This window comes from Nonomuraea purpurea (assembly GCF_042650645.1).
Lineage (GTDB): Bacteria > Actinomycetota > Actinomycetes > Streptosporangiales > Streptosporangiaceae > Nonomuraea > Nonomuraea purpurea.
Genome location: NZ_JBHSBI010000018.1, coordinates 178,027 through 200,864, shown reverse-complemented (window position 1 = coordinate 200,864; position 22,838 = coordinate 178,027). Strand labels below are relative to the sequence as shown.

Here is a 22,838-nt window from a genome sequence, read left to right as displayed (position 1 = left end):
TTCAGATTCGGGTAAGCCATCAGGCCCAGGAACCTCCCTTCAGTTCCTCCCGGCTCAACCGGGGATACAACAGAGCGCCTCGTGGCGCACTGGCGTTTCCCGCCAATTCGCTCACTATGAGTTGTGCGCCGTCCACATTGCGATGCCCCGCCATCGCCAGCGCACGGTCAACGAAGTGTCGCAGCAGCGGCACCGACCACGCCCTCCAGGAACCAGCCGTTGACGAAGCTGTCCTTGAACCCGAGCAACGTGGATGCGCGGAGGTGATCTGGGTGGTGTGTACGTGGGCAACCGCGAAAGGCGGTGCGGGGAACACGGCGCCATCCTTGACTGGCCAGCAGTTAGAAGATGGTCGCGCGTGGCTTCGGCCCTGATGCTTTCGGTGAGTCCCATTTCTTCACGGCCGACATCCGCGAGGTCGTATTGACGCAGTTTGAGGGGTCTGCCATGGCCATCGACCTTTGGCGCCCCGGCCAGGGACTCCACCGCCTCAAACGCGCATAGGTCGCCGTCGGCGCTGCCGCGTCATCTGGCCGGCGAATGCTGCCGCTGCTCGCCTACGGCTTTTGCCGGAAGTGAGTTGATCATTCCCACTATGATCACCTCGATCCGTCCACTCCGCCAAAGGTGAGCCCGTGAAGAAGTCCGTCTCCGTTGCGTTACTCGCGTTACTCGGCACCCCCCTGCTGACCCTCCCGGCGTCCGCCACGTCGACTGCCGAGATCCAGGTACTGGCCGCCGACACCCAGCCGAAGATCGACAGGCCTCAGCTCGACAAGATCAAGGCCGACGCCGCTGCCCGGGGCGTCCCGCTGGCGCAGGCGCTGACCGACTACTTCGCACAGGCCCGGACGTCCCTGACCGAGGCCGACGAGCCGGATGGGCCTGTCGACGTACCTGAGCTGAACGTGGACGACCTGACTGCCGCCGAGCTCACCGATCTCACGCAATACGCCCAGGATCAAGGGCTCGACCTCGCGCAGACGATCGAACGGCGCGGCTGGCAGACCACGTTCTCCGACGTCGCCGAGAAGCTGGAGGCGGACTTCGGGGCCGAGTTCTCCGGCGCCGCCATGGCCGAGGACGGCTCGTCGGCCTGGTTCGCTTTCAAGGGCGAGACGCCGGAGGCAGCGCTGGCCCTGGCCAGGACGCTGCCCGTGGAGGTACAGCTGCAGAGCAACCGCGGCTACTCCGAGGCCGAGCTCGCGGCGGCAAGCGAGAGCGTGGACGAGCAACTCGCCGACGACCCCCAGATCGCGAGCACGGAAACGGCCTATGACATCCGATCCGGCACGATCGAGGTCAAAGCGATACTGACCCCGGCCGCCCAGCAGACGCCGAAGAGCATTCCCGCTCCTTCTCCCGGGATCGAGGGCGTCCGCGTCGAGGTGACGATCACCGACAAGCCGAACGAGCCCTACGACAACTACGTTCGCGGCGGCGGCTATCTCACCGAGGCCGGCGCCTGCACCACTGGATTCAACTTGAAGTACGCCACGACGGACACCAAGCGTCTGGCCACGGCAGGGCACTGCGACTCGGCGAGCTACACCTACCGCAACCACCCCACCCAGGGCGGCACCCGTTCCGTCAAGAAGGTGTGGACGCACATCGGCAAATATGGCGACATCGGCTACTTCACCCACGGCGGTGGGACGGCGACCCGCACCTTCTACTACGCGAAGAACTTGGCGCGCTACGCCACCTCCGCGGCGATGAGCCGGCCGGCCGTCGGCACCATGATCTGCAAGTATGGCTACAACACCGGGGCCACCTGCGCAACAGTGAAGTACCGGAACGTCACAGGCGGAACCTGGTCCGATGGCAAGGCCCGCAAAGGCCTCGTGCAGATGAACACGGGCATCGCCAAGGAGGGCGACAGCGGCGGCCCCTTCTACTATGGCGGCAAGGCCTATGGGCTCACCACCGGCGGCGGCTCCTGGGCGACCTTCTGGACGCCGACGTTCATGTTCAACAACGCCAGGGACTACAAGGTCTGGACGAAGTAGGCACCCTCAGCCGGGGCGGGCATGCATGGGCGCCGCCCGCCCCCGGCGCTGCGGTCGCTTCCCCCAGACCCTTCGTGCGGTAGGGGACCGAACCGGCCCTAGCCCGATCCGCGGGAGGCGCGCCGTCCCGGTCGGCGGGTCAGCAGGAAGAGGGCGGTCACGAGGGCTGCGGCGAAGCAGGCGACGATGGTGCGGACCGCGGGCAGGTACCAGACGGGGCCGTCGACGACGACAGTGTGCACGGGTTCGTCGGAGTACCCGATGCCGAACGGGGTGAACGTGCTGACAGCCGACAGGAGAACGAGGTAGGCGACGGCCGAGACGAATGCGGCGGTTTGGGGCCCGGGGGTGCCGCCCAGCCTGCTGACCCAGCGGGCCAGCAGCGTCAGGCCCACGGCGGCGAGTGCGAACAGCATGGCGTAGGTCCGCACGCTGTCGGCCGCAGCGTCGAGGAACATGTCGCTGGTATTCAGGTCGCCGACGTATTCCTCTCCCTTGAGACGCGCGTCTTCGTAGGCGATGCGCCGTGCCTCGTCGATGCCGACGACGCCGAGTCCGGTGATGACCGGCCCGGCCCAGATCGAGGCTGTGATGAGCGCGGCCGGCGCTCCGCTCTCCGGCACCGGTGCGGCGGGCGCTCCGTCCGCCGGCGCCGGCTCGGCTACCAGTCGGGTCAGGGCCGTTACCAGCGGCACAGTCGCGCAGACCGCGGTGATCACCGTCGGCGTGATCCAGGAGGTGATGAAGATGGTGGGGATGAGCAGGCCGAGCAGGAGCAGCAAGAAGGGCAGGGCGGCCAACCCGCCGACGACCAGCACGCCCTTGGACGCGCACCGCCGAAAGGCCGCCCGCCCGAGCACGGCCAGCCCCACGGAGACGAGCGCGGCGAGTATCACCACGGGGATGGGCGGCTCCCATGTGTCGTCCCACTCCAGGAGGTGCCACGAGACCAGATACCACGCGTAGCCGACCGTCGCGACGGCCGCGATGCCGAGCGCGCTCCCCCTGAAAGCGCGGCGGGCGAAGGCGTGGGCATCCGGTCCGGAATGCGAGCACTGCTCCCGGTGAGGAGGGATCGTCGCCAGGCCCGCGACGAAGGACAGCACGGCGAGGCCGATCAACACGTTGTTCATCGCGGCGTACCAGGACGCCCCATCAGCGGCCATCCCCAGACGCCCTATCGCGGTGAACAGCGCAAACCCGAGCAGGCAGGGGCCGAGCAGCGCGGCGAGCAGGGTGCCCACCGGCCTGCGCCGGGCGACCAACGTGCCCGCGACGACCATCAGCGGCGCTCCGGCGCCGCAGAACAGGGCGTTCGCGATCAGCAACCCTATGCTGGGAGTGCCGGGGACGAACAGCGCGGCCTTCAGTACTGGCACCAGGGTGACCAGGGCTTGCACGACCGACTCCGGCGCGATTTTGCGGAGATTCCACCCGGTCGACACCTCCAGCACGGCGAGATCCAGCCCGGCCAGCACGGCGCAGCACACGCCGACGGCTCCGAGCAGCACGGCCGCCACCGCGCTCCTCCGCGTGGCTGTTCCGAAATCTCCGGACAAGGTTCCCACCCCCGAGATCATCACCCAAACGTAGCTTTCAAGTGAGCACATGGGGCCGTATCCGACATATTCCCTGGTCGGGTCCTTGGTTGGTCTTCGCGCCGTCGCACGATTCACCGCAATGAAGCCCCCTCCTCGCGCCGAAATGACGCGCTAGATCCGATCTAGCGGCCCTTCTAGCGCCTTCTTGGTGACGGCGGAGAAGGGAGAGGGGCCACCATGGCGAGCGGCAGCCCGTTGCGGGTCGCGGTGATCATCGGCAGCACCCGGGTGGGCCGCATGTGCGACACCGTCGGCGGCTGGTTCGCCGAGCGGGCGCGCCGGCGCGACGACCTCGCGATCGAGCTTCTCGATCTGGCCGGCTACGACTTTCCCGGCTGCTACCCGCAGGAGGCGACGCCGTCGATGTGCGAGTTCGCCGTGGCGATCGGCCGGGCGGAGGCGTTCGTCGTCGTCACCCCCGAGTACAACCGCAGTTTCCCCGCCTCGCTCAAGCAGGCGATCGACTTCGCCTATGACGAGTGGCAGGCCAAGCCCGTCGGGTTCGTCGCCTATGGCTCAGGATCCACCGGCTTCTACGCCGTCGAACATCTCCGTACGGTCTTCGGCGCCCTGCATGCCGTGACCATGCCCGACTGGGTGGGAATCGACCTGCTCGGCGCGGACGTCGACGAGGGCAGGCCGCGTGACGCCGACGACCGCCTGCGCGCGGTCGCGGCCCTGCTCGACCAGCTCACCTGGTGGGGCCGCGTGCTGCGTGACGGGCGGCGCGAACATCCTTACGTCTCATGAATGGAGCATCATGCCCGATCCAGCGATCCGAACCTCCGGCCTGGTCAAGGTCTTCGGCGACAACCGCGCCGTGGACGGCCTGGACCTGGAGGTCCCCACCGGCGCCGTGTACGGCGTGCTCGGCCCCAACGGGGCAGGCAAGACCACGGCCGTGCGCATGCTGGCCACGCTGCTGCGTCCCGACGGCGGCGAGGCGACCGTGTTCGGGCACGACGTGGTGCGCGAGGCGGACGCCGTACGCAGCCGCGTCAGCCTGACCGGCCAGTACGCCTCCGTGGACGAGGACATGACCGGCCTGGAGAACCTCATCCTGCTCGGCCGCCTTCTCGGACACCGCAAACCGGCCGCCAGGGAACGCGCCGCCGAACTGCTGGAGGCGTTCGGGTTGTCGGAGGCCGCCGGACGGCAGGTCAAGACGTACTCGGGCGGGATGCGGCGCAGGATCGACATCGCCGCCAGCATCTTGAACACGCCTGACCTGCTCTTCCTGGACGAGCCCACGACAGGTCTCGACCCGCGCAGCCGCAACCAGGTCTGGGACATCGTCCGCATCGTCGTGGCCCACGGCACCACCGTGCTGCTCACCACCCAGTACCTGGAGGAGGCCGACCGGCTCGCCGGCCGCATCGCGGTCATCGACCACGGCAGGGTCATCGCCGAGGGCACGCCTGGCGAGCTGAAGTCGTCCGTCGGGTCCGGCTCGGTCCACGTACGGCTGCGCGACCCCGCGACCAGGCCCGAGGCGGAGCGCGTGCTCGCCGAGACGCTGGACGCGCCCGTCTACCTGGAGGCGGACCCGGTGGCGCTCACCGCCCGCATCACCGGGGGCGGCAACGGGGCGGAGCAGGCTTCGCGCGCCCTGGGGCGGCTGGCCGAGTCCGGCATCGTCGTCGACGACTTCTCCCTCGGCCAGCCCAGCCTGGACGAGGTCTTCCTCGCCCTCACCGACCGTCCCGCCACTGAGGAGGCCGCGGCATGAGCACGACCACCGAGAACGACACCACGTACACGCCCGCGGCCGAGGCACTGGCCACGATCTTGGCGCCGGGGGCCAAGCCGCCTCGGCCGAGCGCGTGGTCGGCGTCGGTCACGTTCGGCTGGCGGGCGATGTTGAAGATCAAGCACGTGCCCGAGCAGCTTTTCGACGTGACCGCGTTCCCGCTGATGATGACGCTGATGTTCACCTACCTTTTCGGCGGCGCGCTGGCCGGGTCGCCGACGGAGTACCTGCAGTTCCTGCTGCCGGGCATCATGGTGACGAGCGTCGTGATGATCACCATGTACACCGGTGTCGAGGTGAACAAGGACATCGAGAAGGGGGTCTTCGACCGTTTCCGCACGCTGCCGATCTGGCGGCCCTCACCCCTGGTCGGCTACCTGCTGGGCGACCTGCTGCGCTACACGATCGCCTCGGTCGTCATCCTGGCGGTCGGGCTGGTCATGGGGTTCCGTCCGCAGGGCGGCGTCGCCGGGATGGTCGGCGGGATCCTGTTGTTGCTGGGGTTCTCGTTCGCGTTCTCCTGGTTGTGGACCATGTTCGGGCTGCTGGTGCGCAGTGAGAAGTCGGTGATGGGGATCAGCATGCTGGTGTTGATGCCGTTGACCTTCCTGAGCAACGTTTATGTTGATCCGTCCACGATGCCCGGCTGGTTGCAGGTGTTCGTGAACGCCAGCCCGATCACTCATCTGGTGAGCGCGGTGCGGTCGACGATCGCGGGCACGCCGGACTTCGGGGAGATCACGTGGGTGCTGGTGTCGTCCGGGGTGCTCATCGCGGTGTTCGGCACCCTGACCATGCGCCTGTACAACCGCAAGTGACCCCCGCCGGTCAGAGACGCCAGGCGGTTTCTTCGTCGGGCCGGTAGCGGCAGGTGGATCCCGTGGAGACCGAGGCGCGCAGGTGGGCGGCCAGTTCGGGGTGGGCGTCGTCGAGTTTGCGGAGCACGTCGCGGATCCTGGCGGTGACCGTCTTGCGGGCCCGTTCCGCTTCGTCGCCCAAGCGGCGCGTACGCCCGCCGAGCCCGGACGAGGACCGCAGCTCCTCCAGCAACGCGGCCCGCTCCCGGTCGAACTCCGCCGCCCGCCGGTCGTCGCCCACCTCGACGGCCCGGTCGATCTCCTCGTCGAGCTGGGACAGCCGGCGGCGGTAACGGCTCTTGGCCTCCTCGTCGAGCACGTCGTCGCCGCCCATCCGCCGGGCCGCGACGACGACGTGGCCGCCTTCCGGGTCGAGCAGCGCCACGGCGGGCACGTCGTCACCCGGGCGGCTGAGCAGCGTGTGCAGGTCGCGCAGGCCCTTGGCGTCGGGCATGCGGGCGATCCGCCCCGCGAACCCCAACGTCCAGACCGTGCCTTCCCTCACGAATTCCCCACCGCCGCCGGATCCGGGCGTGCGTTCGTGGCGATGATCCGGGGCCGGCGCGTACGCGCGTACCGGCTCCAGGACGTGCGGCATGCCCAGTTCCTCCGCCTCACGCCGCACCTCGTCGAGCAGGTCGTCGGCCGCCGCACGGTCGCCGGGAAGGCCACGGGCGAGGAGGGTTTCCGCGAGGCGGGCGCGGGCCAGGACCGACCACGGCCGGGCCCGCATCAGGTCGGCCGAGCGGTAGGCGGCGGTCAGCTCCTCCACGGCCTCGGCCCAGCGTCCGCAGGCCGCGTCCACGAGGCCGAGCCAGAGGTCGTAGGGCCCGCTGACGTCCCAGCCGAGCAGCGACACCACCCACTGCCCCCGGTGCGGAGCCAGCGCCGCCCGCGCTCTGGCGCACAGCTCCGGGTCGCCGGTGGCCGCGGCGAGTTCCGCCTGGAAGCGCAGCCACAGCGGCTCGACCATGCCCTCGCGCGGCTCGCCGTCGTCGAGGTGGCGCAGCGCCGTGTCGAGGTCGCCGGTCTGCAGGGCGGTCAGCGCCTCCAGCAGCCCGACGCACGGGTGGGCGGTGCCCCGCAGCCCGAGGAGCACCTCCTGCTGCTCCTCGACCTTGCCCTGCAGCGCCAGCAGCGCCCAGCGGTGGTGTTCCAGCATGAACTCGAACTCGTCGTGGCGTTTGTCCCAGTGGATGCCCGACATGTGGGACGCGGCCTCGGCGAAGCGGCCGGTGAGGGCGGCGATGATGCTGGCGTCCATGGAGGCGGTCATGGACAGGTGGGGCTGCTCGCTGCGGTGCCCCCTGGCGGCGTAGTCGTGGAAGGCGTCGAGGTAGCGGGGGTCGGCCTGCTCGATCATGGCGACCCAGCGCAGCGCGGCGGCGAAGTGGGCCAGCTCGGTGTCGGCGGTGCGCCGGGCCACCGCCATCAGCTCGCCCATGAGCCGCGCCCGTTCGCCCGCCGTGCCCGGCCCCCAGATGATGTCGTGGTGGGCCCAGAGGCCGAACGTCAGCGCGGCGTCGTCGCCGCCCCGCCGGGCCAGGTTGACCAGGTGGAGGACGAGGTCGAGGGCGAGCCGCTCGTCGGGCGCCGCCCCGCCGACGAGCTTGGCGTGGGCCGCTCTGAGTTCCCCGAGCGCCTTGTCGCGGCCGCGGTGGGCGTGCAGGACCAGCGCGACGCGGGCGGGCAGCTCGGGGTCGTCGAGGTCGCGGGCGTTGACGGCGGCCTCGTCGAAGAGCCGCCCCGCCTCGTCGACCTCGCCGATGTGGTGGAGCTCTCTGCCCAGGTCGAGCGCGATCATGGCGTGCCCGCGCGGGTCGGCGACGGCGCTCACCTCATGGGCCCTGCGCAGGTGGCCGACCTGCTCCTCGTGGGCCAGCCTGGCCCGCGCGTCACGGGCGGCGGCCAGCAGCAGGGCGACGGCCCGCCCGGCGGGAACGCGGTCGCCCGCGAGGTAGGCGTGCCTGGCCAGGTCGCCCGGCTGCACCTTGCCCGCCGTCGCGGGCGCGCGGTCGAGGGCGGCGACGACCGCGCCGTGCAGGTCGCGCGGGTCGTCGAGCGAGTCGTAGAGGGTTTCGCGCACCAGGTCGTGCGCGAACGCGAACACACCGCCGCCCCTGGTCACCACGAGCCTGGCGACCACCGCCAGCTCGAGCAGCCGATCGACATGGGCGACAGGGGCCGCGACGGCGGCGGCGAGCACCTGGCGGTGGAACTCTCGCCCGAGCACGGCCGCGGCGGGCAGCAGCGCGGAGACCTCGCGGGGCAGCAGGGACAGGCGGCGCAGCAGCGCGTCGCGCACGCCTGGCGCGACGGCGCCGGCCGAGCCGCCGCTGCGCCAGAGCCTGGCGGTCTGCTCGACGAAGAACGGGTTGCCGCCCGTACGCAGGTGCACCTCGGCGACCAGGTCGGACGGCGGCTCCCGACCCGCGGTGCGAGCCATGAGGGCGGCCACGCCCGCCTGGTCGAGCCCGGTGAGCGTGATCGAGGTGGCCCGCGCGACGAGCGGCGACAGCAGGTCGCGCAGCGGGTGGTCGACCGGCTCGACCTCGGCGTCGCGGTAGGTGCCGATCAGCAGCAGCCGTTCGAACCAGGTCTGCCGCGCCGCGAACTCCAGCAGCCGCAGCGAGGCCGGGTCGGCCGCGTGAAGGTCGTCGATGACGACCACGACCGGACGCCGCTGCGCCAGCGTGACCAGCGCGGAGGTCACGCCGTCGTAGAGGCGGAAGCCGTCGGGGACGTCGCCGGTCTGCGCCTCGCCGAGCAGGGCGGACAGGCACGGACCCGCCGCCGCCTCGGCCGCCGCCCACTCGTCGGGCTCGACGGCCCGCCGCAGGGCGCGGATGACCTGGACCCACGGCCAGAAACCCGGCGCGCTGCCGGAATCCCAGCAAACCCCGCCGACGACCAGCGCGCCGCACCGCCTGGCCTCGCCCGCCGCGTCGGTGACGAGCGTGGTCTTGCCGATGCCGGCCTCGCCGGTGACCAGCACGAGGCCGCCGTGGCTGTCGATCAGCCGCGCGATCTCGGCACGCAGCAGCCCGGCCGGGTGTTCCCTGCCGATGAGCGTGGAGACGTCGATAGGCATGACGCTTGCACGCTATCCGCCCGGGCCGACAATTTCCTATGGGCGTGCTACCAGGCCACCTCCAGCGAAGTCAGCCCGTGCACGATGCTGTAGGGGCGGAAGCGCGGCTCGGCGTCCGTCAGCCGCAGGCCGGGGAAGCGCCGCAGCAGCGCGGGGAAGGCGATGCGCATCTCCATGCGGGCCAGCGGGGCGCCCAGGCAGTGGTGGATGCCGTGGCCGAAGGCGATGTGGCCGGCGGCGTCGCGGGTGATGTCGAGCCTGTCGGGGTCGGGCACGAGCAGGGCGTCCCTGTTGGCGGCGGGCAGGGCGCAGATCACCAGGTCTCCCGCGGCGACGGGATGACCGCCGATCTCGGTGTCCCGTGTGGCCTCCTTGGTCGTGCCGGAGGCGACGACGCTGAGATAGCGCAGCAGCTCCTCCACCGCGGCGTCGATCCGCTCCGGCTCCTTCCTGAGCAGTTCGAGCTGGTCGGGGTGGCGCAGCAGGGCGAGCGTGCCCAGGGAGAGCATGTTGGAGGTGGTCTCGTGCCCGGCGAACAGCAGCAGGCTGCCGATGCCGATGAGCTCGTCCGTGGTGAGGTCGTCGCCGTGCTCGCGGACGAGCATGCCGAGCAGCTCCTCGCCGGGGTCGGCCTGGACGCGCGTGACGTGCTCCTCCATGTAGGCCCGCGCCGCGAACTGCAGCGCCACCCGCTCCTCCGCGGGGGCGGTCAGGTCGAGCATCCGGCTCGAACGCTCCTGGAACCCCTCGCGGTCGGCGTAAGGGACGCCGAGCAGCTCGCAGATCACCAGGGAGGGGATCGGCAGCCCGAACGAGGTCACCAGGTCGGCCGGGGAGCCCGCCGCCTCCATCGCGTCGAGGTGGTCGTCCACGATGGCCTTGATCCTCGGCTCCAGGCGGCGCATGCGGTGGTTGGTGAACTCGGGGGTCAGCACACGACGCAGCCGGGTGTGCTCGGGCGGGTCCTGCCCGAGCAGGTTGCCCGCGTTCATCTTGGCCAGCTGTTCGGGGGTCAGCTCAGGGGCGCCGGGCAGCCGGGCGATCGTCTGCCGCGCGATCCTGAACCGCTCGGCGTCGCCCAGCACCTCGCGTACGTCCGCGTGCCGGGTGACGAGCCAGGCGTCCTGGCCGAACACGGTCGTGATGCGCGTGACCCCCTCCTCGCGCGCCGCCGCCAGCTCCGGAGTCGGGTCGAACTCCACCCGCCGCATGTGCAGCGGCATCGCCGAGGTCTCGGTCATGGGAACCCCTACGTGTTTGTAGTTGTGGGGGTAAAAGGTAACAAGCCCGGTAGCTCTGATGCGATCTTCAACTAGGCTGCGTTCTGTCCGACCGTGATGGTGAACGTTGTGCCCATCGCGCGCGCCAACCGATCCAGCATCGCCAAGGTCGGGACACCGCCGCCGCCTTCGATTCGCGACAGGGCGGGTTGGCTGATCCGGGCATGCTGCGCCACTTCGGCCTGAGTCAGGCCCAGCTCGATCCGGCGTGCCCGCACCATGTCTCCCAGCCGCAGATCCAACCCTGCCTGTACGTATTCCACGTCTTCACGCAGCCGCGCCGCCTTGATCGTCTTCCATCTGCTGTGCCCGGCCATCAACCGAATATATCGGCGGCGACCCGCACGATCTCTCAGCCGAGGAGTGCGCCGATGGCTGTCATGATCGGGATGGAGAGCATTGTGGTCACGAGTACGGCGCTGCGGGCCAGTCGGCGGCTGGTGTCGTAGGTCACCGCGTACACGTAGATGTTCTGGGCCGTGGGCAGCGCGGCGAACAGGGTGGCGGCCAGCAGCGCGCTGCCGTCGAGCCCGAGGGCGAAGCGGGCGACGACGTAGGCGACGGCCGGCTGGACGAACGCCTTCAGGACGACCACGAGCGAGATGTCCCAGCGGGCGCCGTTGTTCTCGGGGTCCTTGGGGGCGTGCTGGGAGCCGTACAGGCTCAGTCCGTAGGCGAGCAGCGCGACGGGCACGGCCGCGCCCCCGAGCAGTTCGATCGGGCGCATCACCGTGACCGGCACGGAGATCCCGCTCGCCGCGAACGCCAGCCCGAGCAGGGAGGCGACCGTGAGCGGGTTGCGCAGCGGCAGGAGCAGGGCCGACTTCACCGAGCGGGCACCCTTGTCGAGGATGAGGAAGGCGACCGGGGTCAGCACGATGAGCTGGAAGAGCAGGATGGGCGCGACCAGCGCGCCGTCGCCGAGCACGTAGATCGCGATGGGAATGCCCAGGTTGCCGGCGTTGACGTAGGAGGTGGCCAGCGCGCCGATCGTGGCCTGCCGTCGGTCCCGCCGCCAGACCAGCTTGGCCACCAGGACGTAGACGATCTGGACGAACACCACCGCCACGACCTCGGTCAGCAACACCGGCGAGAACAGGGTGCCCAGGTCGGCTCGTGACACGGTGGCGAACATGAGCGCGGGATTGGCCACGAAGAAAGCCAGCCGCGACAGCACCAGCTCGTCGGCGGCGCGCAGCAGCCCGCTCACGCCGACGAGGTAACCGAGTGCGGCGACGGACACCAGGGCGGCGAACGCCGCGACAACCCCCGACAAGCCAAACCCTCCGAAATCGGACGCTTAGCAGGGTATCGGGTCCCCGTTGGCGAACGACGGCGGGTTTACCCTGAGTCCCATGCGAGTAGCGGTCATCGGCGCAAGCGGACATATCGGCACCTACCTCATCCCCAGGCTCGTGGACGCGGGCCATGACGTGGTCGCCGTGAGCAGGGGCAAGCGCGAGCCCTACACCCCTCACGGCGCCTGGCAGCGCATCACCCAGGTCACCGCCGACCGGGACGCGGAGGACGCCGACGGCACGTTCGGGCGGCGCGTCGCGGAGCTGGAGGCCGACGTCGTCATCGACCTGATCTGCTTCGAGGAGTCCAGCGCCCGCAAGCTGGCGGACGCACTGACCGGACGCGTCAGGCACTTCCTGCACTGCGGGACGATCTGGACGCACGGCCCGAGCGCCCGGGTCCCGACCACCGAGGACCAGCCGAAACGCCCGCTCGGCGAGTACGGCAAGCAGAAGGCCGCCATCGAGTCCTACCTGCTCGACCGCGCCCACCGCGACGGCTTCCCCACCACGATCATCCACCCCGGCCACATCACCGGTCCCGGCTGGGTGCCGGTCAACCCGGCGGGCAACGTCAATCCCTCGGTGTTCCAGACGCTGGCCGACGGCGAGGAGCTGGCGCTGCCGAACTTCGGCTTGGAGACCGTCCAGCACGTGCACGCCGACGACGTGGCCCGGCTGTTCGTGGACGCGATGGTCAACCCGTCGGTCTCCGTGGGCGAGAGCTTCCATTCCGTCGCCACCACCGCCCTGACGCTGCGCGGGTACGCCGAGGCGGTGGCGGGCTGGTTCGGCAGGGACGCGCGGCTGACGTTCCTGCCGTGGGAGCAGTGGCGGGGCACGGTGTCGGAGCAGGACGCGCAGGTCACCTTGGACCACATCTCCTACAGCCCCCACTGCAGCATGGAGAAGGCCGAGCGGCTGCTGGGGCACCGGCCCCGTCACACGCCGCTGGAGGCCATCTTCGAGGCGGTCGACTGGCTGGTCAGGGCAGGCGTGGTCACGCCACGGAGCTGAGGGTCAGCCCGTCAGCGGCCCGAACTCCTTTCGCGTGTCGATCACCTGGCCGAACAGCTCCCACCGTTCGCCCTTGAACGTCATGAGCTGCATCGACTCGATCGGGAACCCGTCCCCTGGGGAGGTGTCCATCGTCACCCCGGGCAGCAGCATGCCCACCTGCACGCCCTTGAGGTTGCGGACGGAGTCGCGCAGCCCCTCGCGGGTCGGGCACGCGGCGGCGTCCATGGCCTTGTGGAAACTGCTCGCGACCGCCCACCCGAAGGCGTGGTAGGGGATGTTCGGGTCGGCGCCGGCCGCGTACTGGCCCATCTTCTGCCGGTACAGCGCCATCTCGGCGTCGTTCTGCCACATGGGGTCGTTGGGGTCCTTGTAGTAGGTGCTGGACACGACGCCCTGGACGTTCTCGAAGCCGACGGGCTTGAGCACGGTGATCGAGGCGGCCACGTTGTTGACGATGTGCAGCGGGTTCCAGGCCGTGTTCCTGGCGTCGGCGGCCAGCGCCTGCGAGCCGAACTTGGGCGTGGTGATGTCGAGCAGCACGTCCGCCTTCGACTCGGCCAGGTTGCGCATCTGCGGGTCGACGCTGGGGTCGGAGACCTCGTAGCTCTGCTCGGCCACGACCTTGATGCCGGTGCCCTCGATGGCCCGCGTGAACCCGCCGAACAGGTCCTTGCCGAAGTCGTCGTTCTGGTAGAGCACGGCGACCTTGGCGTCGGGCTTCTCGGTCTTGAGGTACTGGGCGTAGACGCGAGCCTCGGAGATGTAGTTGGGTTGCCAGCCGATCGTCCACGGGTGCGTGGTGTCGGTGCCCCACTTGGAGGCGCCGGTGGCGACGAACACCTGCGGCACCTTGCGCTGGTTGGCGTAGTCCCATGTCGCGGTGCTGGAGGGGGTGCCGAGCGTCTGGAACAGGGCGAACACCTGCTCCTGCTCGACCAGCCTGCGGGCCTCCTCGACGGCCTTGGGCGGCTGGTAGCCGTCGTCGCGCACGACGAACTCCACTTTGCGCCCGCCGATGCCGCCTTTCTCGGCGTTGACGTAGTCGAAGTAGGCCTTGATGCCCTTGGGGATGTCTCCGTAGGCGGAGGCCGGGCCGGACAGCGGGTAGATGCCGCCCAGTTTGATGCTCTTGTCGGTGATGCCGGTCGTCTGCTGGCCCTGGCATTTGCCCGAGGCCGCCGTGCCCGCCGTGCCGCCGTCCCGCCCCCCGCAGGCGGCGACGGCGAGCAGGAGCAGCGCCGTCGCGCCGATCGCAGATGCACGCATCCCTTCACTCCTTCCGGGGAATCTTCTTGATCAAGCGCTCGGCCAGGCCGGACAGCCCTGTCGGGGCGACGTACATCACCACGACGATCAGCAGGCCGAAGACGACGCCTGGCGCGGCGTCGTTGACGCTCTGCGCGATGCTCGGCACGAACATCACGAACAGCGCGCCGAGCAGGGGCCCGAGCAGCGACCCGAGCCCGCCGACGACAAGGCCGGCCAGCAGGTTGATCGACAGGTTGACGGTGAAGGAGTCGGGCGAGACGAACCCGATCACCCACGTGTAGACGCAGCCGGCCGCGCCGGCGAACATCGCGCTCCAGGCGAAGGCGAGCGTCTTGTAGAACGACAGGCGCACGCCCATGACCTCGGCCGCCGCCTCGTTGTCCCGGACGGCGTGCAGCGCGCGGCCCACCCGCGAGCGCAGCAGCCCGGCGGTCAGCAGGAACGCGGCCACGGCGACGGCCAGGGTGAGGAAGTACAGCCACTGGTCCTCGGCCAGGCCGCTCCAGGCGGGCGGCACGGGCTTGGCCGTCGTCAGGCCCATCGAGCCGCCCGTCATCCCCTCGAACCGCTTGAGCAGCGGCACCAGGAAGATCGCGATGGCGAGCGTGACCAGCGCCAGGTACAGGCCGCGCAGCCGGATGGCGGGCACGCCGAGCCCGAGTCCGAGCAGGAAGGCGAGCGCCGCCGCGAACGGCAGCGTCAGCAGGTGCGGCAGCTCCCAGCGTTCGAGCAGGATGGCGGCCACGTACGCGCCGACGGCGAAGAAGGCGCCGTGGCCGAGGGAGATCTGTCCCGCGTGGCCGACGAGGAGGTTCAGCCCGAGCAGCGCCACCGCGTACACCAGCACCATCGTGAGCTGGAAGACGTGGAAGGGGACGAGCTGGAACGGCGCGTAGCAGGCGGCGGCCAGGACCGCGACCGCCGCGCCCCACCGCCACCGAGGGGAGAGCGCGGGACGCGCCGCGGCTCCGATCATGCCCGCTCCACCACCGCTCGCCCGAAAAGCCCTTGGGGACGCAGCAGCAACACGCCCAGGATGATCACCAGCGGCACCCCGATCTTGAGGTCGGACCCGACGAAGCCGACGTAGGCTCCGGCGAGCGTCTCCGCGACCCCCACGATCACCCCGCCCACGACCGCCCCCACCGGGCTGTCGAACCCGCCGAGCGTGGCCGCGGCGAAGGCGTAGATGAGGACGCCGCCCATCATGTTCGGCTCCAGGAACAGCAGCGGCGCCACGAGCACCCCTGACACCGCGCCCACGGTGGCAGCCAGGCCCCAGCCGAGCGCGAGCGTCCAGCCGACCCTGATGCCGACCAGCCGCGCCGACTCCGGATCGGCCGCCACCGCCCGCATCCCGAGCCCGATCTTGGTGTGCTGGAAGAGCAGGTACAGCAGGCCCATGACGACCGCCACCACGCCCAGCACGCCGAGCGTGGACAGGCTCACGCTGACCCCGCCCACCTCCAGCGCGCCGTCGGGGAACGGGTTCGGAAAGTCCTTGATCAGGAACGTCCAGATCCAGCCGGCGGCGGCGTTGACGAAGATGAACAGCCCCACGGTGACGATCACCAGCGTCAGCTCCGGCGCGCCCTCCACCGGCCGGATGATCACCCGTTCGATGAGCATCCCGCCCGCGAACGACACCACCAGCGTCAGCGTCAGCGCCGCCCAGAACGGCAGCCCGGCGGCCACGCACTGCCAGGCCACGTAGGTGGAGAACATGGCCAGCTCGCCCTGGGCGAAGTTGACGATGCCGGTGAAGCGGTAGATCAGCACCAGAGCCAGGGCCAGGCTGGCGTAGATGGCCCCCGCGCCCAGCCCCACGACGACCTGCTGCAGGAAACTTGCCATGGCCTACACCCGGTACCCGAGGTAGGACTGGGCGACCTGCTCGTCGGCCCTGATCCGCTCGGCCGTCCCCGACAGGACGATCCGCCCGGTCTCCAGGACGTGCGCCTGCTGGGCGATGCCGAGGGCGAGATGGGCGTTCTGCTCGACGACGACCACGGTGGTCCGCTCCTCTGCGTTGATGGCCTGGACGATGCGGAACAGCTCACGGGTGACCAGCGGGGCCAGGCCGAGCGACGGCTCGTCCAGCAGGAGCAGGCGCGGGCGCAGCATCAGGGCCCGGCCGATGGCCAGCATCTGCTGCTCGCCGCCGCTGAGGCTGCCCGCGGCCTGCTTGAGGCGGGTCTTCAGCGCGGGGAAGTAGGTGTGGATGCGGTCGAGGTCCGCCTCGATCGCGGCCCGGCCCCGGCGGACGAACGCGCCGAGCCGCAGGTTCTCCTCGACGGTGAGCGACATGAACGTGCCGCGGCCTTCGGGCACGTGGGCGACGCCGTGCCTGGCGATAGCGTCGGGCGAGCGCCCGGTCAGGGCGGTCCCGCCGAGCGCGACCCGGCCGCGCGCCCTGACCATGCCGGACAGGGCGCGCAGCAGGGTCGTCTTGCCCGCGCCGTTCGGGCCGAGGATCGCGCAGATCTCGCCCTCGCCCACGCTCAGCGACACGCCGTGCAGCACCCGGGCGTCGCCGTACCCGGCCACCAGATCCTCGACGAGGAGCGTCATGCCACCGTCCCCAGGTAGGCCTCGATGACGCCGGGGTCGCGCCGGATCTCGGCGGGCGGCCCTTCGGCGATCTTGCGGCCGAAGTCGAGGCAGACGATCCGCTCGCAGGTCCCCATGACGAAGCCCATGTGGTGCTCGACCACGATCACGGTCAGGTCGTCGGCGTCGCGGATCGCGCCCAGCGTGCCGGCGAACTCCTCGACCTCGGCCGCGTTCAGCCCGTTGACCGGTTCGTCCAGCAGCAGCAGGCGTGGGCGGCCGACGAGCGCGCGGGCCAGCTCCACCCGTTTGAGCGTGCCGAACGGCAGCCCGGAGGCCGGGTGGCCGGCGACCCGCGCCAGGTCCAGCCGTTCCAGCACGGCGTCGGCGTCGGCGCGCAGCGCGCGTTCTTCGCGGCGCACTCCTGGCAGGCCGAGCGCGGCGGTGAGGAAGCCGGCGCGGCCCCGGTGGTGCGCGCCGACCAGCACGTTGTCGCGTACGGACAGGCGCGGGAACAGGCCCAGGTTCTGGAAGGTCCTGGCGATGCCGAGCCGCGCTATGGCGTGCGGGGCGACGGAGGTCAACTCCTCGCCCTCGTAGACGATCGTGCCCGAGTCCGCGTCGTGGCGGCGGGTCAGGCAGTTGAACAGGGTGGTCTTGCCGGCGCCGTTGGGCCCGATGAGCCCTGCCATCTCGCCGCGCCGCACGCGGAAGCTCACGCCGTCCAGCGCCGTGATGCCGCCGAAGCGGACGGTCAGATCGCGTACCTCCAGCATCCGGCCTCCTGGAGAACAATGTTCTGAAGTTGGGCTCAGCGTAGGATCCGCTCGTCAGGGGCCGCATTGGGCACGGTGACCCAAGATGTTTCTGGTGAGTTGTCCGCTGAGCACAGCGTGGGTCTCGGACCGGTTACGACCCGTTGACCGCCCGGCCACGGCCATGGATCATCCCGGCATGTCCACTGGTTCGAGCACCGTGGCAGCCGTCCGTGACCAACGCACCCGCATCCTGTCCGAACTGCTCGGCGAGGTGCCGCGCCTGGCCGACGCCGCGGTGGCGGCGATCCGCGCGGAGATCCCCGCCTACGCGGCGCAGGGGCCCGGCCTCCTGTCCGACGTGCGGGACCAGGTGATCAGGCACTACCGCGCCAAGCTGGCCGTGCTGCTGGAGGAGCGCGGGACCACGTTCGAGGACATCGCGTTCACGCGGCGCGCGGCGATGCGCCGCGTCAGGGCCGGGGTGGCGCTGACCGACTACATGAACGCCTACCGCGTCGGGCAGCGGATCTTCTGGGAGTCGCTGGTCGAGCGGGCCGGGCGCACGCCCGCCGGACGGGAGGCCGCGCTGTCGCTGGCGGCGCTGCAGATGCGCTACTGCGACTTCGCCAGCACCCACGCGGCCAACGCCTACATGGAGTTCCAGCAGTACGCCGCCGCGGAGGTCGTCCGCGAGAGCCGGGACCTGCTGGAGACGCTGCTGGCCGGCGCGACGCCGATGCGCGGCAGGGAGCTGGCCGCCGCGCAGGCGCACGGGCTCGCCACCGACGCGCCGCTGCTCGCGGTGATCGCCATGCTCGCGGGACCTCCGGCCGAGACCGGGGCGGGCCTGGACCGGGGGGCCGAGGCGGCTCACGCGGCGTGCGCGGCCATCGCCAGGACCGGCGGCAACGGCACGCGGACGTTGTCGGTCGTGCGGCAGTCGGAGATCGTGGCCGTCCCGGTGCTCGGCCCTGGCTGCGGGCCGGAGGAGCTGTGCGACCGGCTGCAGGCCGTGGTGGAGAGCCTGGCCGCCGAGGGCATCAGGCTGGCCATGGGCATCAGCGCGGTGGCGGCGGGGGTGGCGCAGCTCCCGCAGGCCTACCAGGAGGCCAGGGCCGTGCTGGACTTCGTGCCCGAGGAGGGCGGGGTGGCGGCGCTGCCGAGGCTGACCCCGTTCCAGTATCTGGCGCTGCGGGCCGACGAGACCGCCCGCCACCTGGTCGACCCGCTCATCACCGCGCTGCTGGCAGAGGATCGGGCGCGCGGCGGCGTGCTGACCGCCACGATCAGGGCGTTCGCCGCCGCCGACCTCAACCTGCGCACCGCGGCCGAGCACCTGCAGATCCACCCCAACACCGCCCAGTACCGGCTGCGCCGCATCCAGGAGCGCACCGGGCGGAGCCTGCGCTCGATCAACGATCTGGTCGAGCTGCTCGTGGCGATCGCGCTGCAGGACGCCCACCCGGCTTCCGGCGGGCCGACCAATGCCGGACGGGAAAGACTGGCCACCGTGACCAATGAGGGGCGAGGGATCGTGGACGTACGGTCGTTCCATGAATCTCGCTGACCGGCTCCACACCGCCGCGGCCCGGCTCGGCGGCAGGGCGGTTCTCACGCTGGACGAGGCGGTGCTCACCTACGGCGCGCTCGACGAGCTGAGCGCCCGGCTCGCGGGGCTGCTGCGGAGCCGCGGGATCGGCGCGGGCGACCGGGTCGCGATGATGCTGCCGAACGTGCCCGAGTTCGGGGTCGTCTACTACGGGGTGCTGCGGGCGGGGGCCGTGGTGGTCCCGCTCGATCCGCTGCTGAAGCGGCGGGAGATCGCCGCCTACCTCGGCGACTGCGGAGCGCGCCTGCTGGTCGCCTGGCACGCGTTCGCCGAGACGGCCGAGGCCGGCTCGGCGGGCACGAAAGCCGACTGCTTCTTCGTGGTGCCGGGCGAGTTCCGGCGGCTGCTGCGCGAGGTGGCGGCCGAGCCGGGGATCGCCCGCACGGCCCCGGACGACACCGCGGTCATCCACTACACCTCGGGCACGACCGGACGGCCGAAGGGCGTCGAACTGACCCACGCGAACCTGGGCGGCAACGCCGAGACCGTGGCCCGCATGCACGCGCTCGGCGTGGACGACGTGGTGCTGGGCGCGCTGCCGCTCTACCACACCTTCGGCCAGACGTGCTCGCTGAACGCGACCGTGCGCGCGGGCGCGCGGCTGACGCTGCTGCGCCGCTTCGAGGCCGGCCGGGCGCTTGAGGTGATCAGGCGGGACGGCGTGACGGTCTTCCAGGGCGTGCCGACGATGTTCATCGCGCTGCTCGACCATCCCGGCGCCTCCGACATGTCGATGTTGCGGGTCTGCACCTGCGGCGGCGCGGCGCTGCCGCTGGACGTGCTGCGCGCCTACGAGACGCGCCTCGGCTGCGAGATCATCGAGGGGTACGGCCTCAGCGAGACCTCCCCGGTGACCGCCACCAACCGGGGCGGCCGCCACCGCAGGCCAGGCTCGATCGGCTGGCCGATCAGGGGCGTGGAGATGAAGGTCGTCGACGAGCTCGGCCGCAGGACGCCACCCGGCGAGATCGGCGAGATCGTCGTCCGAGGACCCAACGTCATGAAGGGCTACTGGAACGACCCGGAGGCCACGGCGGAGGCGCTGCGCGACGGCTGGTTCCACACCGGCGACCTCGGCCGCGTGGACGAGGACGGCTACTTCTTCCTGGTGGACCGCCGCCGCGACGTGATCATCCGCGGCGGCTACACGGTCTACCCGCGCGAGGTGGAGGAGGTCCTGTACGAGCATCCGGCGGTGCGCCAGGCGGCCGTCTTCGGGGTGCCGCATCCGGAGCTCGGCGAGGAGATCGAGGCCGCGGTGGCCCTGCGCGCCCCCGTGAGCGGCGAGGACCTGCGGCAGTTCGTCCGCGAACGGGTGGCGGCCTACAAGTATCCCCGCCGCCTGTCGTTCGTGGACGAACTGCCGATGAGCCACACCGGCAAGATCCTCAAACGCGCGCTCGCTCAGAGGGTGTAGGTGCGCGTGATGGCGACGAGGTCGCCGTCCTCCCTGGTCGCCGCCACCAGTCCTGGCGGCCTGGGGACGTAGCCGGGCACCGCGAGATGGCCGTCGCTCTCGGCGATCGCGGTCACCCTGAACCGGCCGCCCTGCGGCACCCGCAGCGTGAGCCGCACGACACCGCTGTCCGGCAGGCCGCGGAAGCGGACCTCGCCCGGCCAGGTGCCGGCCCGGGTGCCGGTGACGGGGATCGTCACGGAGGTCAGGCCCGTGGCGGCGGCGGTCACCTCGGTGATCGGGCGTTCGACCCGCAGGGTGAGCGAGCGCGCGGTCCTGCCCGCGTCGAGGCGGAGGCTGACGGTGTCGCCGTCGCGCGAGAGCACGGTGACCCGGGGCCCTGCGGCCTTGATCGCGGGGGCGGGTCCCGTCCACAGGCCCTGGCCTCGGGCGTAGCCGGGCGGCAGCGCCTTGAGGTCGTGGCCGGTGACGTACTTCCTGGTCCAGGCGGGCGGGGCGGGGTCGGCGCTGATCCAGCTCGCCGTCCCGGTGTCGGCGTCCATCGCATAGGCCAGGTGCGTGCGCCCCGGGTGCGCCGCGTCGAAGCGGTCCATGGCCAGGCCGCCGGCGACCAGCGCCGCCACGAGCCCGGCCGCGACGGCGGGCACGGCGATCGCGGCGGGCCGCCCGAGCTCGCGTTCTGGCAGCCAGAGCTCGGCCGGCGGCAGCGCCATCAGCCCGAACAGGGCCAGCACCAGTGCGGACACGCCGCCCAGCGCGAGCCCCATGCCGTCGAAGGCGTTCCTGGCCAGGGCGGGCAGCAACATCGCCGCCATGACCGCGCCCAGCGTCACCGCCGCCACCCGCCAGGCGGGGCCGCGCAGCAGCAGCGCGGCCAGCCCGCCGAGCGCGCACGCCAGCGCCGGGATCGCGAACATGAACGAGGCCCCCGGCGCGAGCTGCGCGCACACCGCGCCGAGCAGCGCGGGCCAGACCAGCGCGCCGATGGCCAGTGCCGCGGGGCCGAGCAGACGGCGCAGCGGCAGGTACCAGGCCAGCAGCGCCAGCGCCGTCTGGACCACGATCGCGCCCTGCAGGAGCTGCGGCCGGTGCAGCAGCCCGCCCATCCCGTCGTACTCGGGCCGCCAGCTTGCCAGCAGCGACCACAACCCCTGCGCCAGCACCGCCGACAGCAGCAGCGGCACGACGGCCGACACCGAGGCGACCGCCAGCCGGGGCACGCTGAGGAGCCGCCTGCGCCGCGCGAGCACGCCCAGCCCGGCGACCGCCGCGAGAGCGAGCCCGGCCAGCGGCCACACCAGCCCGTTGGGGTACGTCACCATCGTCCCGAAGATCCGGAAGTAGGTGGTGTCGTGGTCGGCGCGGAGCGCGGGCAGGTCGGCGTCGCCGAGCGCGCGGGCCAGCGCCAGCATGTTGGTCCCGTGATGCTGCAGGCTGCCACGGTCAAGAAAACCGATGGAGTCGTCGGCGGTGTGGTAGCGCGAGGAGCCCTCGATGTAGGCGAAGTTCATGCCGGAGAAGCCGGCCTTGGTCATCGGGGTGAAGTCGGTGTTGTTCGGCAGCAGCCGGTACAGCTCCACCATCGAGGAGTCGCCGCGCGGGTGCGGCACGGCGCCGGCGAACGTGCGCACCAGGTTGGCGTTGTTCCTGGACGTCTCGAACATCAGCGAGGGGCCGCCGACCCCGCGTGCCTCCCAGTTGAGCAGCACCCCGCCCCTGCGGCCCACCGGGTGCTCCCTGACGAACGCCTCGGCGCCGAGCACGCCGTCCTCCTCGCCCTCGCTCATCAGCAGCACGAGGTCGTTGCGGAGCTTCGTCTCGCCCAGCGCCCGCACCGTCTCCAGCATGGCCGCCACCGCGGCGGCGTCGTCGGAGACGCCGGCGCCCATGGACGCGGAGTCGTAGTGCGCGGCGATCACCACCGTCCCGGTCGAGCCGGTGCCGCGCCGGGTGGCGACGACGTTGTTCACCTGCCCGAACGCGGCCAGCCCGATCGAGGAGTTCGCGCCGATCGCGCGCTGCACCCTAACGTCGAGGCCCGCCGAGCGGAGCTGCCGCACCAGGTAGTCCCTGGCCCGCTCACCGGCCTGGCTGCCGATCGGGCGCGGCTCGGTGGCGAAGCTCTCCAGGTGGCGCAGGGCGCGTTCGGCGCTGAACTCCCCGTCGGGTGCGGAGGCGGGCAGCGGCTGCATCCCGCTGTCCGCCATCGCCGTCAGCATGATCACCCCGGCCAGCGCGAGCAGCGCCGACAACCCCGCCAGCGCCCGGCGTGGGACGTCGAACAACTTTCCCTTCATGGCCGGGAACGCTACGGACGCCGCCCTGCGCG

The 22,838-nt window shown here is 71.2% G+C and carries 18 protein-coding genes; 7 read left to right on the top strand and 11 right to left on the bottom strand.

Annotated features, from left to right (window positions below; all coding sequences use genetic code 11):
- Window positions 1-635: 635 nt before the first annotated feature.
- The gene (locus ACFOY2_RS32425) at window positions 636-2,009 is read left to right on the top strand and encodes a S1 family peptidase (protein WP_379531901.1); all 1,374 of its coding nucleotides are present in this window, start codon (window positions 636-638) and stop codon (window positions 2,007-2,009) included.
- Window positions 2,010-2,107: 98 nt separating this feature from the next.
- Here ACFOY2_RS32425 and ACFOY2_RS32420 read toward each other — a convergent pair whose 3' ends face one another.
- A complete protein-coding gene (locus ACFOY2_RS32420; protein ID WP_379531900.1) occupies window positions 2,108-3,529 on the bottom strand; it encodes a hypothetical protein in 1,422 nt (473 codons plus the stop codon).
- 258 nt (window positions 3,530-3,787) lie between these two features.
- Between ACFOY2_RS32420 and ACFOY2_RS32415 the strand changes: the two genes are divergently transcribed.
- Genes ACFOY2_RS32415 through ACFOY2_RS32405 form a run of 3 tightly spaced genes read left to right on the top strand, consistent with a single transcriptional unit; the run spans window position 3,788 to window position 6,178 of the window.
- Window positions 3,788-4,360 (top strand): NADPH-dependent FMN reductase, encoded by a 573-nt coding sequence (locus ACFOY2_RS32415; protein WP_379531899.1) that lies wholly within the window; start codon window positions 3,788-3,790, stop codon window positions 4,358-4,360.
- A gap of 10 nt (window positions 4,361-4,370) precedes the next feature.
- Window positions 4,371-5,339: an ATP-binding cassette domain-containing protein gene (locus tag ACFOY2_RS32410; protein WP_379531898.1), complete on the top strand. Its 969-nt coding sequence runs from the start codon at window positions 4,371-4,373 to the stop codon at window positions 5,337-5,339.
- Window positions 5,336-6,178, top strand: coding sequence for an ABC transporter permease (locus ACFOY2_RS32405; RefSeq protein WP_379531897.1), 843 nt, complete (start codon window positions 5,336-5,338; stop codon window positions 6,176-6,178). The genes ACFOY2_RS32410 and ACFOY2_RS32405 overlap by 4 nt, the downstream gene beginning before the upstream one ends.
- 10 nt (window positions 6,179-6,188) lie before the next feature.
- Here the strand turns inward: ACFOY2_RS32405 and ACFOY2_RS32400 are convergent, their stop codons facing one another.
- From ACFOY2_RS32400 to ACFOY2_RS32385, 4 genes are all read right to left on the bottom strand, one after another.
- Window positions 6,189-9,308, bottom strand: a complete 3,120-nt coding sequence (locus ACFOY2_RS32400; protein WP_379531896.1) for an ATP-binding protein — start codon at window positions 9,306-9,308, stop codon at window positions 6,189-6,191.
- A 47-nt stretch (window positions 9,309-9,355) separates the two neighbouring features.
- A complete protein-coding gene (locus ACFOY2_RS32395; protein WP_379531895.1) occupies window positions 9,356-10,549 on the bottom strand; it encodes a cytochrome P450 in 1,194 nt (397 codons plus the stop codon).
- Between the two features lie 71 nt (window positions 10,550-10,620).
- Window positions 10,621-10,905: a helix-turn-helix domain-containing protein gene (locus tag ACFOY2_RS32390; protein ID WP_379531894.1), complete on the bottom strand. Its 285-nt coding sequence runs from the start codon at window positions 10,903-10,905 to the stop codon at window positions 10,621-10,623.
- Window positions 10,906-10,940: 35 nt separating this feature from the next.
- Complete coding sequence (locus tag ACFOY2_RS32385) at window positions 10,941-11,864, bottom strand: AEC family transporter (protein ID WP_379531893.1); 924 nt, start codon at window positions 11,862-11,864, stop codon at window positions 10,941-10,943.
- Between the two features lie 79 nt (window positions 11,865-11,943).
- Here ACFOY2_RS32385 and ACFOY2_RS32380 point away from each other — a divergent pair, with 79 nt between their 5' ends.
- Window positions 11,944-12,903 carry an NAD-dependent epimerase/dehydratase family protein gene (locus ACFOY2_RS32380; RefSeq protein ID WP_379531892.1) on the top strand — a complete coding sequence of 320 codons (960 nt, stop codon included), beginning with the start codon at window positions 11,944-11,946 and terminating at the stop codon, window positions 12,901-12,903.
- A gap of 3 nt (window positions 12,904-12,906) precedes the next feature.
- On the opposite strand, the gene ACFOY2_RS32375 is transcribed toward ACFOY2_RS32380, so the two are convergent.
- From ACFOY2_RS32375 to ACFOY2_RS32355, 5 genes are read right to left on the bottom strand one after another with little or no spacing between them, the layout of a single operon-like run.
- Window positions 12,907-14,172 (bottom strand): ABC transporter substrate-binding protein, encoded by a 1,266-nt coding sequence (locus ACFOY2_RS32375; RefSeq protein ID WP_379531891.1) that lies wholly within the window; start codon window positions 14,170-14,172, stop codon window positions 12,907-12,909.
- A gap of 4 nt (window positions 14,173-14,176) precedes the next feature.
- Complete coding sequence (locus ACFOY2_RS32370) at window positions 14,177-15,151, bottom strand: branched-chain amino acid ABC transporter permease (RefSeq protein WP_379531890.1); 975 nt, start codon at window positions 15,149-15,151, stop codon at window positions 14,177-14,179.
- Complete coding sequence (locus ACFOY2_RS32365) at window positions 15,148-16,029, bottom strand: branched-chain amino acid ABC transporter permease (RefSeq protein ID WP_379531889.1); 882 nt, start codon at window positions 16,027-16,029, stop codon at window positions 15,148-15,150. Before ACFOY2_RS32365 ends, ACFOY2_RS32370 begins: the two co-directional genes overlap by 4 nt.
- Before the next feature lie 3 nt (window positions 16,030-16,032).
- Window positions 16,033-16,746, bottom strand: a complete 714-nt coding sequence (locus ACFOY2_RS32360) for an ABC transporter ATP-binding protein (protein WP_379531888.1) — start codon at window positions 16,744-16,746, stop codon at window positions 16,033-16,035.
- A complete protein-coding gene (locus ACFOY2_RS32355) occupies window positions 16,743-17,501 on the bottom strand; it encodes an ABC transporter ATP-binding protein (RefSeq protein ID WP_379531887.1) in 759 nt (252 codons plus the stop codon). The genes ACFOY2_RS32360 and ACFOY2_RS32355 overlap by 4 nt, the downstream gene beginning before the upstream one ends.
- A gap of 178 nt (window positions 17,502-17,679) precedes the next feature.
- Here ACFOY2_RS32355 and ACFOY2_RS32350 point away from each other — a divergent pair, with 178 nt between their 5' ends.
- The gene (locus ACFOY2_RS32350; protein WP_379531886.1) at window positions 17,680-19,050 is read left to right on the top strand and encodes a PucR family transcriptional regulator; all 1,371 of its coding nucleotides are present in this window, start codon (window positions 17,680-17,682) and stop codon (window positions 19,048-19,050) included.
- The gene (locus tag ACFOY2_RS32345; protein WP_379531885.1) at window positions 19,037-20,509 is read left to right on the top strand and encodes a long-chain-fatty-acid--CoA ligase; all 1,473 of its coding nucleotides are present in this window, start codon (window positions 19,037-19,039) and stop codon (window positions 20,507-20,509) included. The genes ACFOY2_RS32350 and ACFOY2_RS32345 overlap by 14 nt, the downstream gene beginning before the upstream one ends.
- Here the strand turns inward: ACFOY2_RS32345 and ACFOY2_RS32340 are convergent.
- Window positions 20,497-22,806 carry a M28 family peptidase gene (locus ACFOY2_RS32340; protein ID WP_379531884.1) on the bottom strand — a complete coding sequence of 770 codons (2,310 nt, stop codon included), beginning with the start codon at window positions 22,804-22,806 and terminating at the stop codon, window positions 20,497-20,499. The two genes, ACFOY2_RS32345 and ACFOY2_RS32340, sit on opposite strands and share 13 nt — an antisense overlap.
- Between the last annotated feature and the right edge of the window lie 32 nt (window positions 22,807-22,838).

Coding starts and splice junctions, on each gene's coding strand:
- ACFOY2_RS32415 (WP_379531899.1), top strand. CDS start 3,788: ATGGCGAGCGGCAGCCCGTTGCGGGTCGCGGTGATCATCGGCAGCACC.
- ACFOY2_RS32410 (WP_379531898.1), top strand. CDS start 4,371: ATGCCCGATCCAGCGATCCGAACCTCCGGCCTGGTCAAGGTCTTCGGC.
- ACFOY2_RS32405 (WP_379531897.1), top strand. CDS start 5,336: ATGAGCACGACCACCGAGAACGACACCACGTACACGCCCGCGGCCGAG.
- ACFOY2_RS32400 (WP_379531896.1), bottom strand. CDS start 9,308: ATGCCTATCGACGTCTCCACGCTCATCGGCAGGGAACACCCGGCCGGG.
- ACFOY2_RS32395 (WP_379531895.1), bottom strand. CDS start 10,549: ATGACCGAGACCTCGGCGATGCCGCTGCACATGCGGCGGGTGGAGTTC.
- ACFOY2_RS32390 (WP_379531894.1), bottom strand. CDS start 10,905: ATGGCCGGGCACAGCAGATGGAAGACGATCAAGGCGGCGCGGCTGCGT.
- ACFOY2_RS32380 (WP_379531892.1), top strand. CDS start 11,944: ATGCGAGTAGCGGTCATCGGCGCAAGCGGACATATCGGCACCTACCTC.
- ACFOY2_RS32375 (WP_379531891.1), bottom strand. CDS start 14,172: ATGCGTGCATCTGCGATCGGCGCGACGGCGCTGCTCCTGCTCGCCGTC.
- ACFOY2_RS32370 (WP_379531890.1), bottom strand. CDS start 15,151: ATGATCGGAGCCGCGGCGCGTCCCGCGCTCTCCCCTCGGTGGCGGTGG.
- ACFOY2_RS32365 (WP_379531889.1), bottom strand. CDS start 16,029: ATGGCAAGTTTCCTGCAGCAGGTCGTCGTGGGGCTGGGCGCGGGGGCC.
- ACFOY2_RS32360 (WP_379531888.1), bottom strand. CDS start 16,746: ATGACGCTCCTCGTCGAGGATCTGGTGGCCGGGTACGGCGACGCCCGG.
- ACFOY2_RS32355 (WP_379531887.1), bottom strand. CDS start 17,501: ATGCTGGAGGTACGCGATCTGACCGTCCGCTTCGGCGGCATCACGGCG.
- ACFOY2_RS32350 (WP_379531886.1), top strand. CDS start 17,680: ATGTCCACTGGTTCGAGCACCGTGGCAGCCGTCCGTGACCAACGCACC.
- ACFOY2_RS32345 (WP_379531885.1), top strand. CDS start 19,037: ATGAATCTCGCTGACCGGCTCCACACCGCCGCGGCCCGGCTCGGCGGC.
- ACFOY2_RS32340 (WP_379531884.1), bottom strand. CDS start 22,806: ATGAAGGGAAAGTTGTTCGACGTCCCACGCCGGGCGCTGGCGGGGTTG.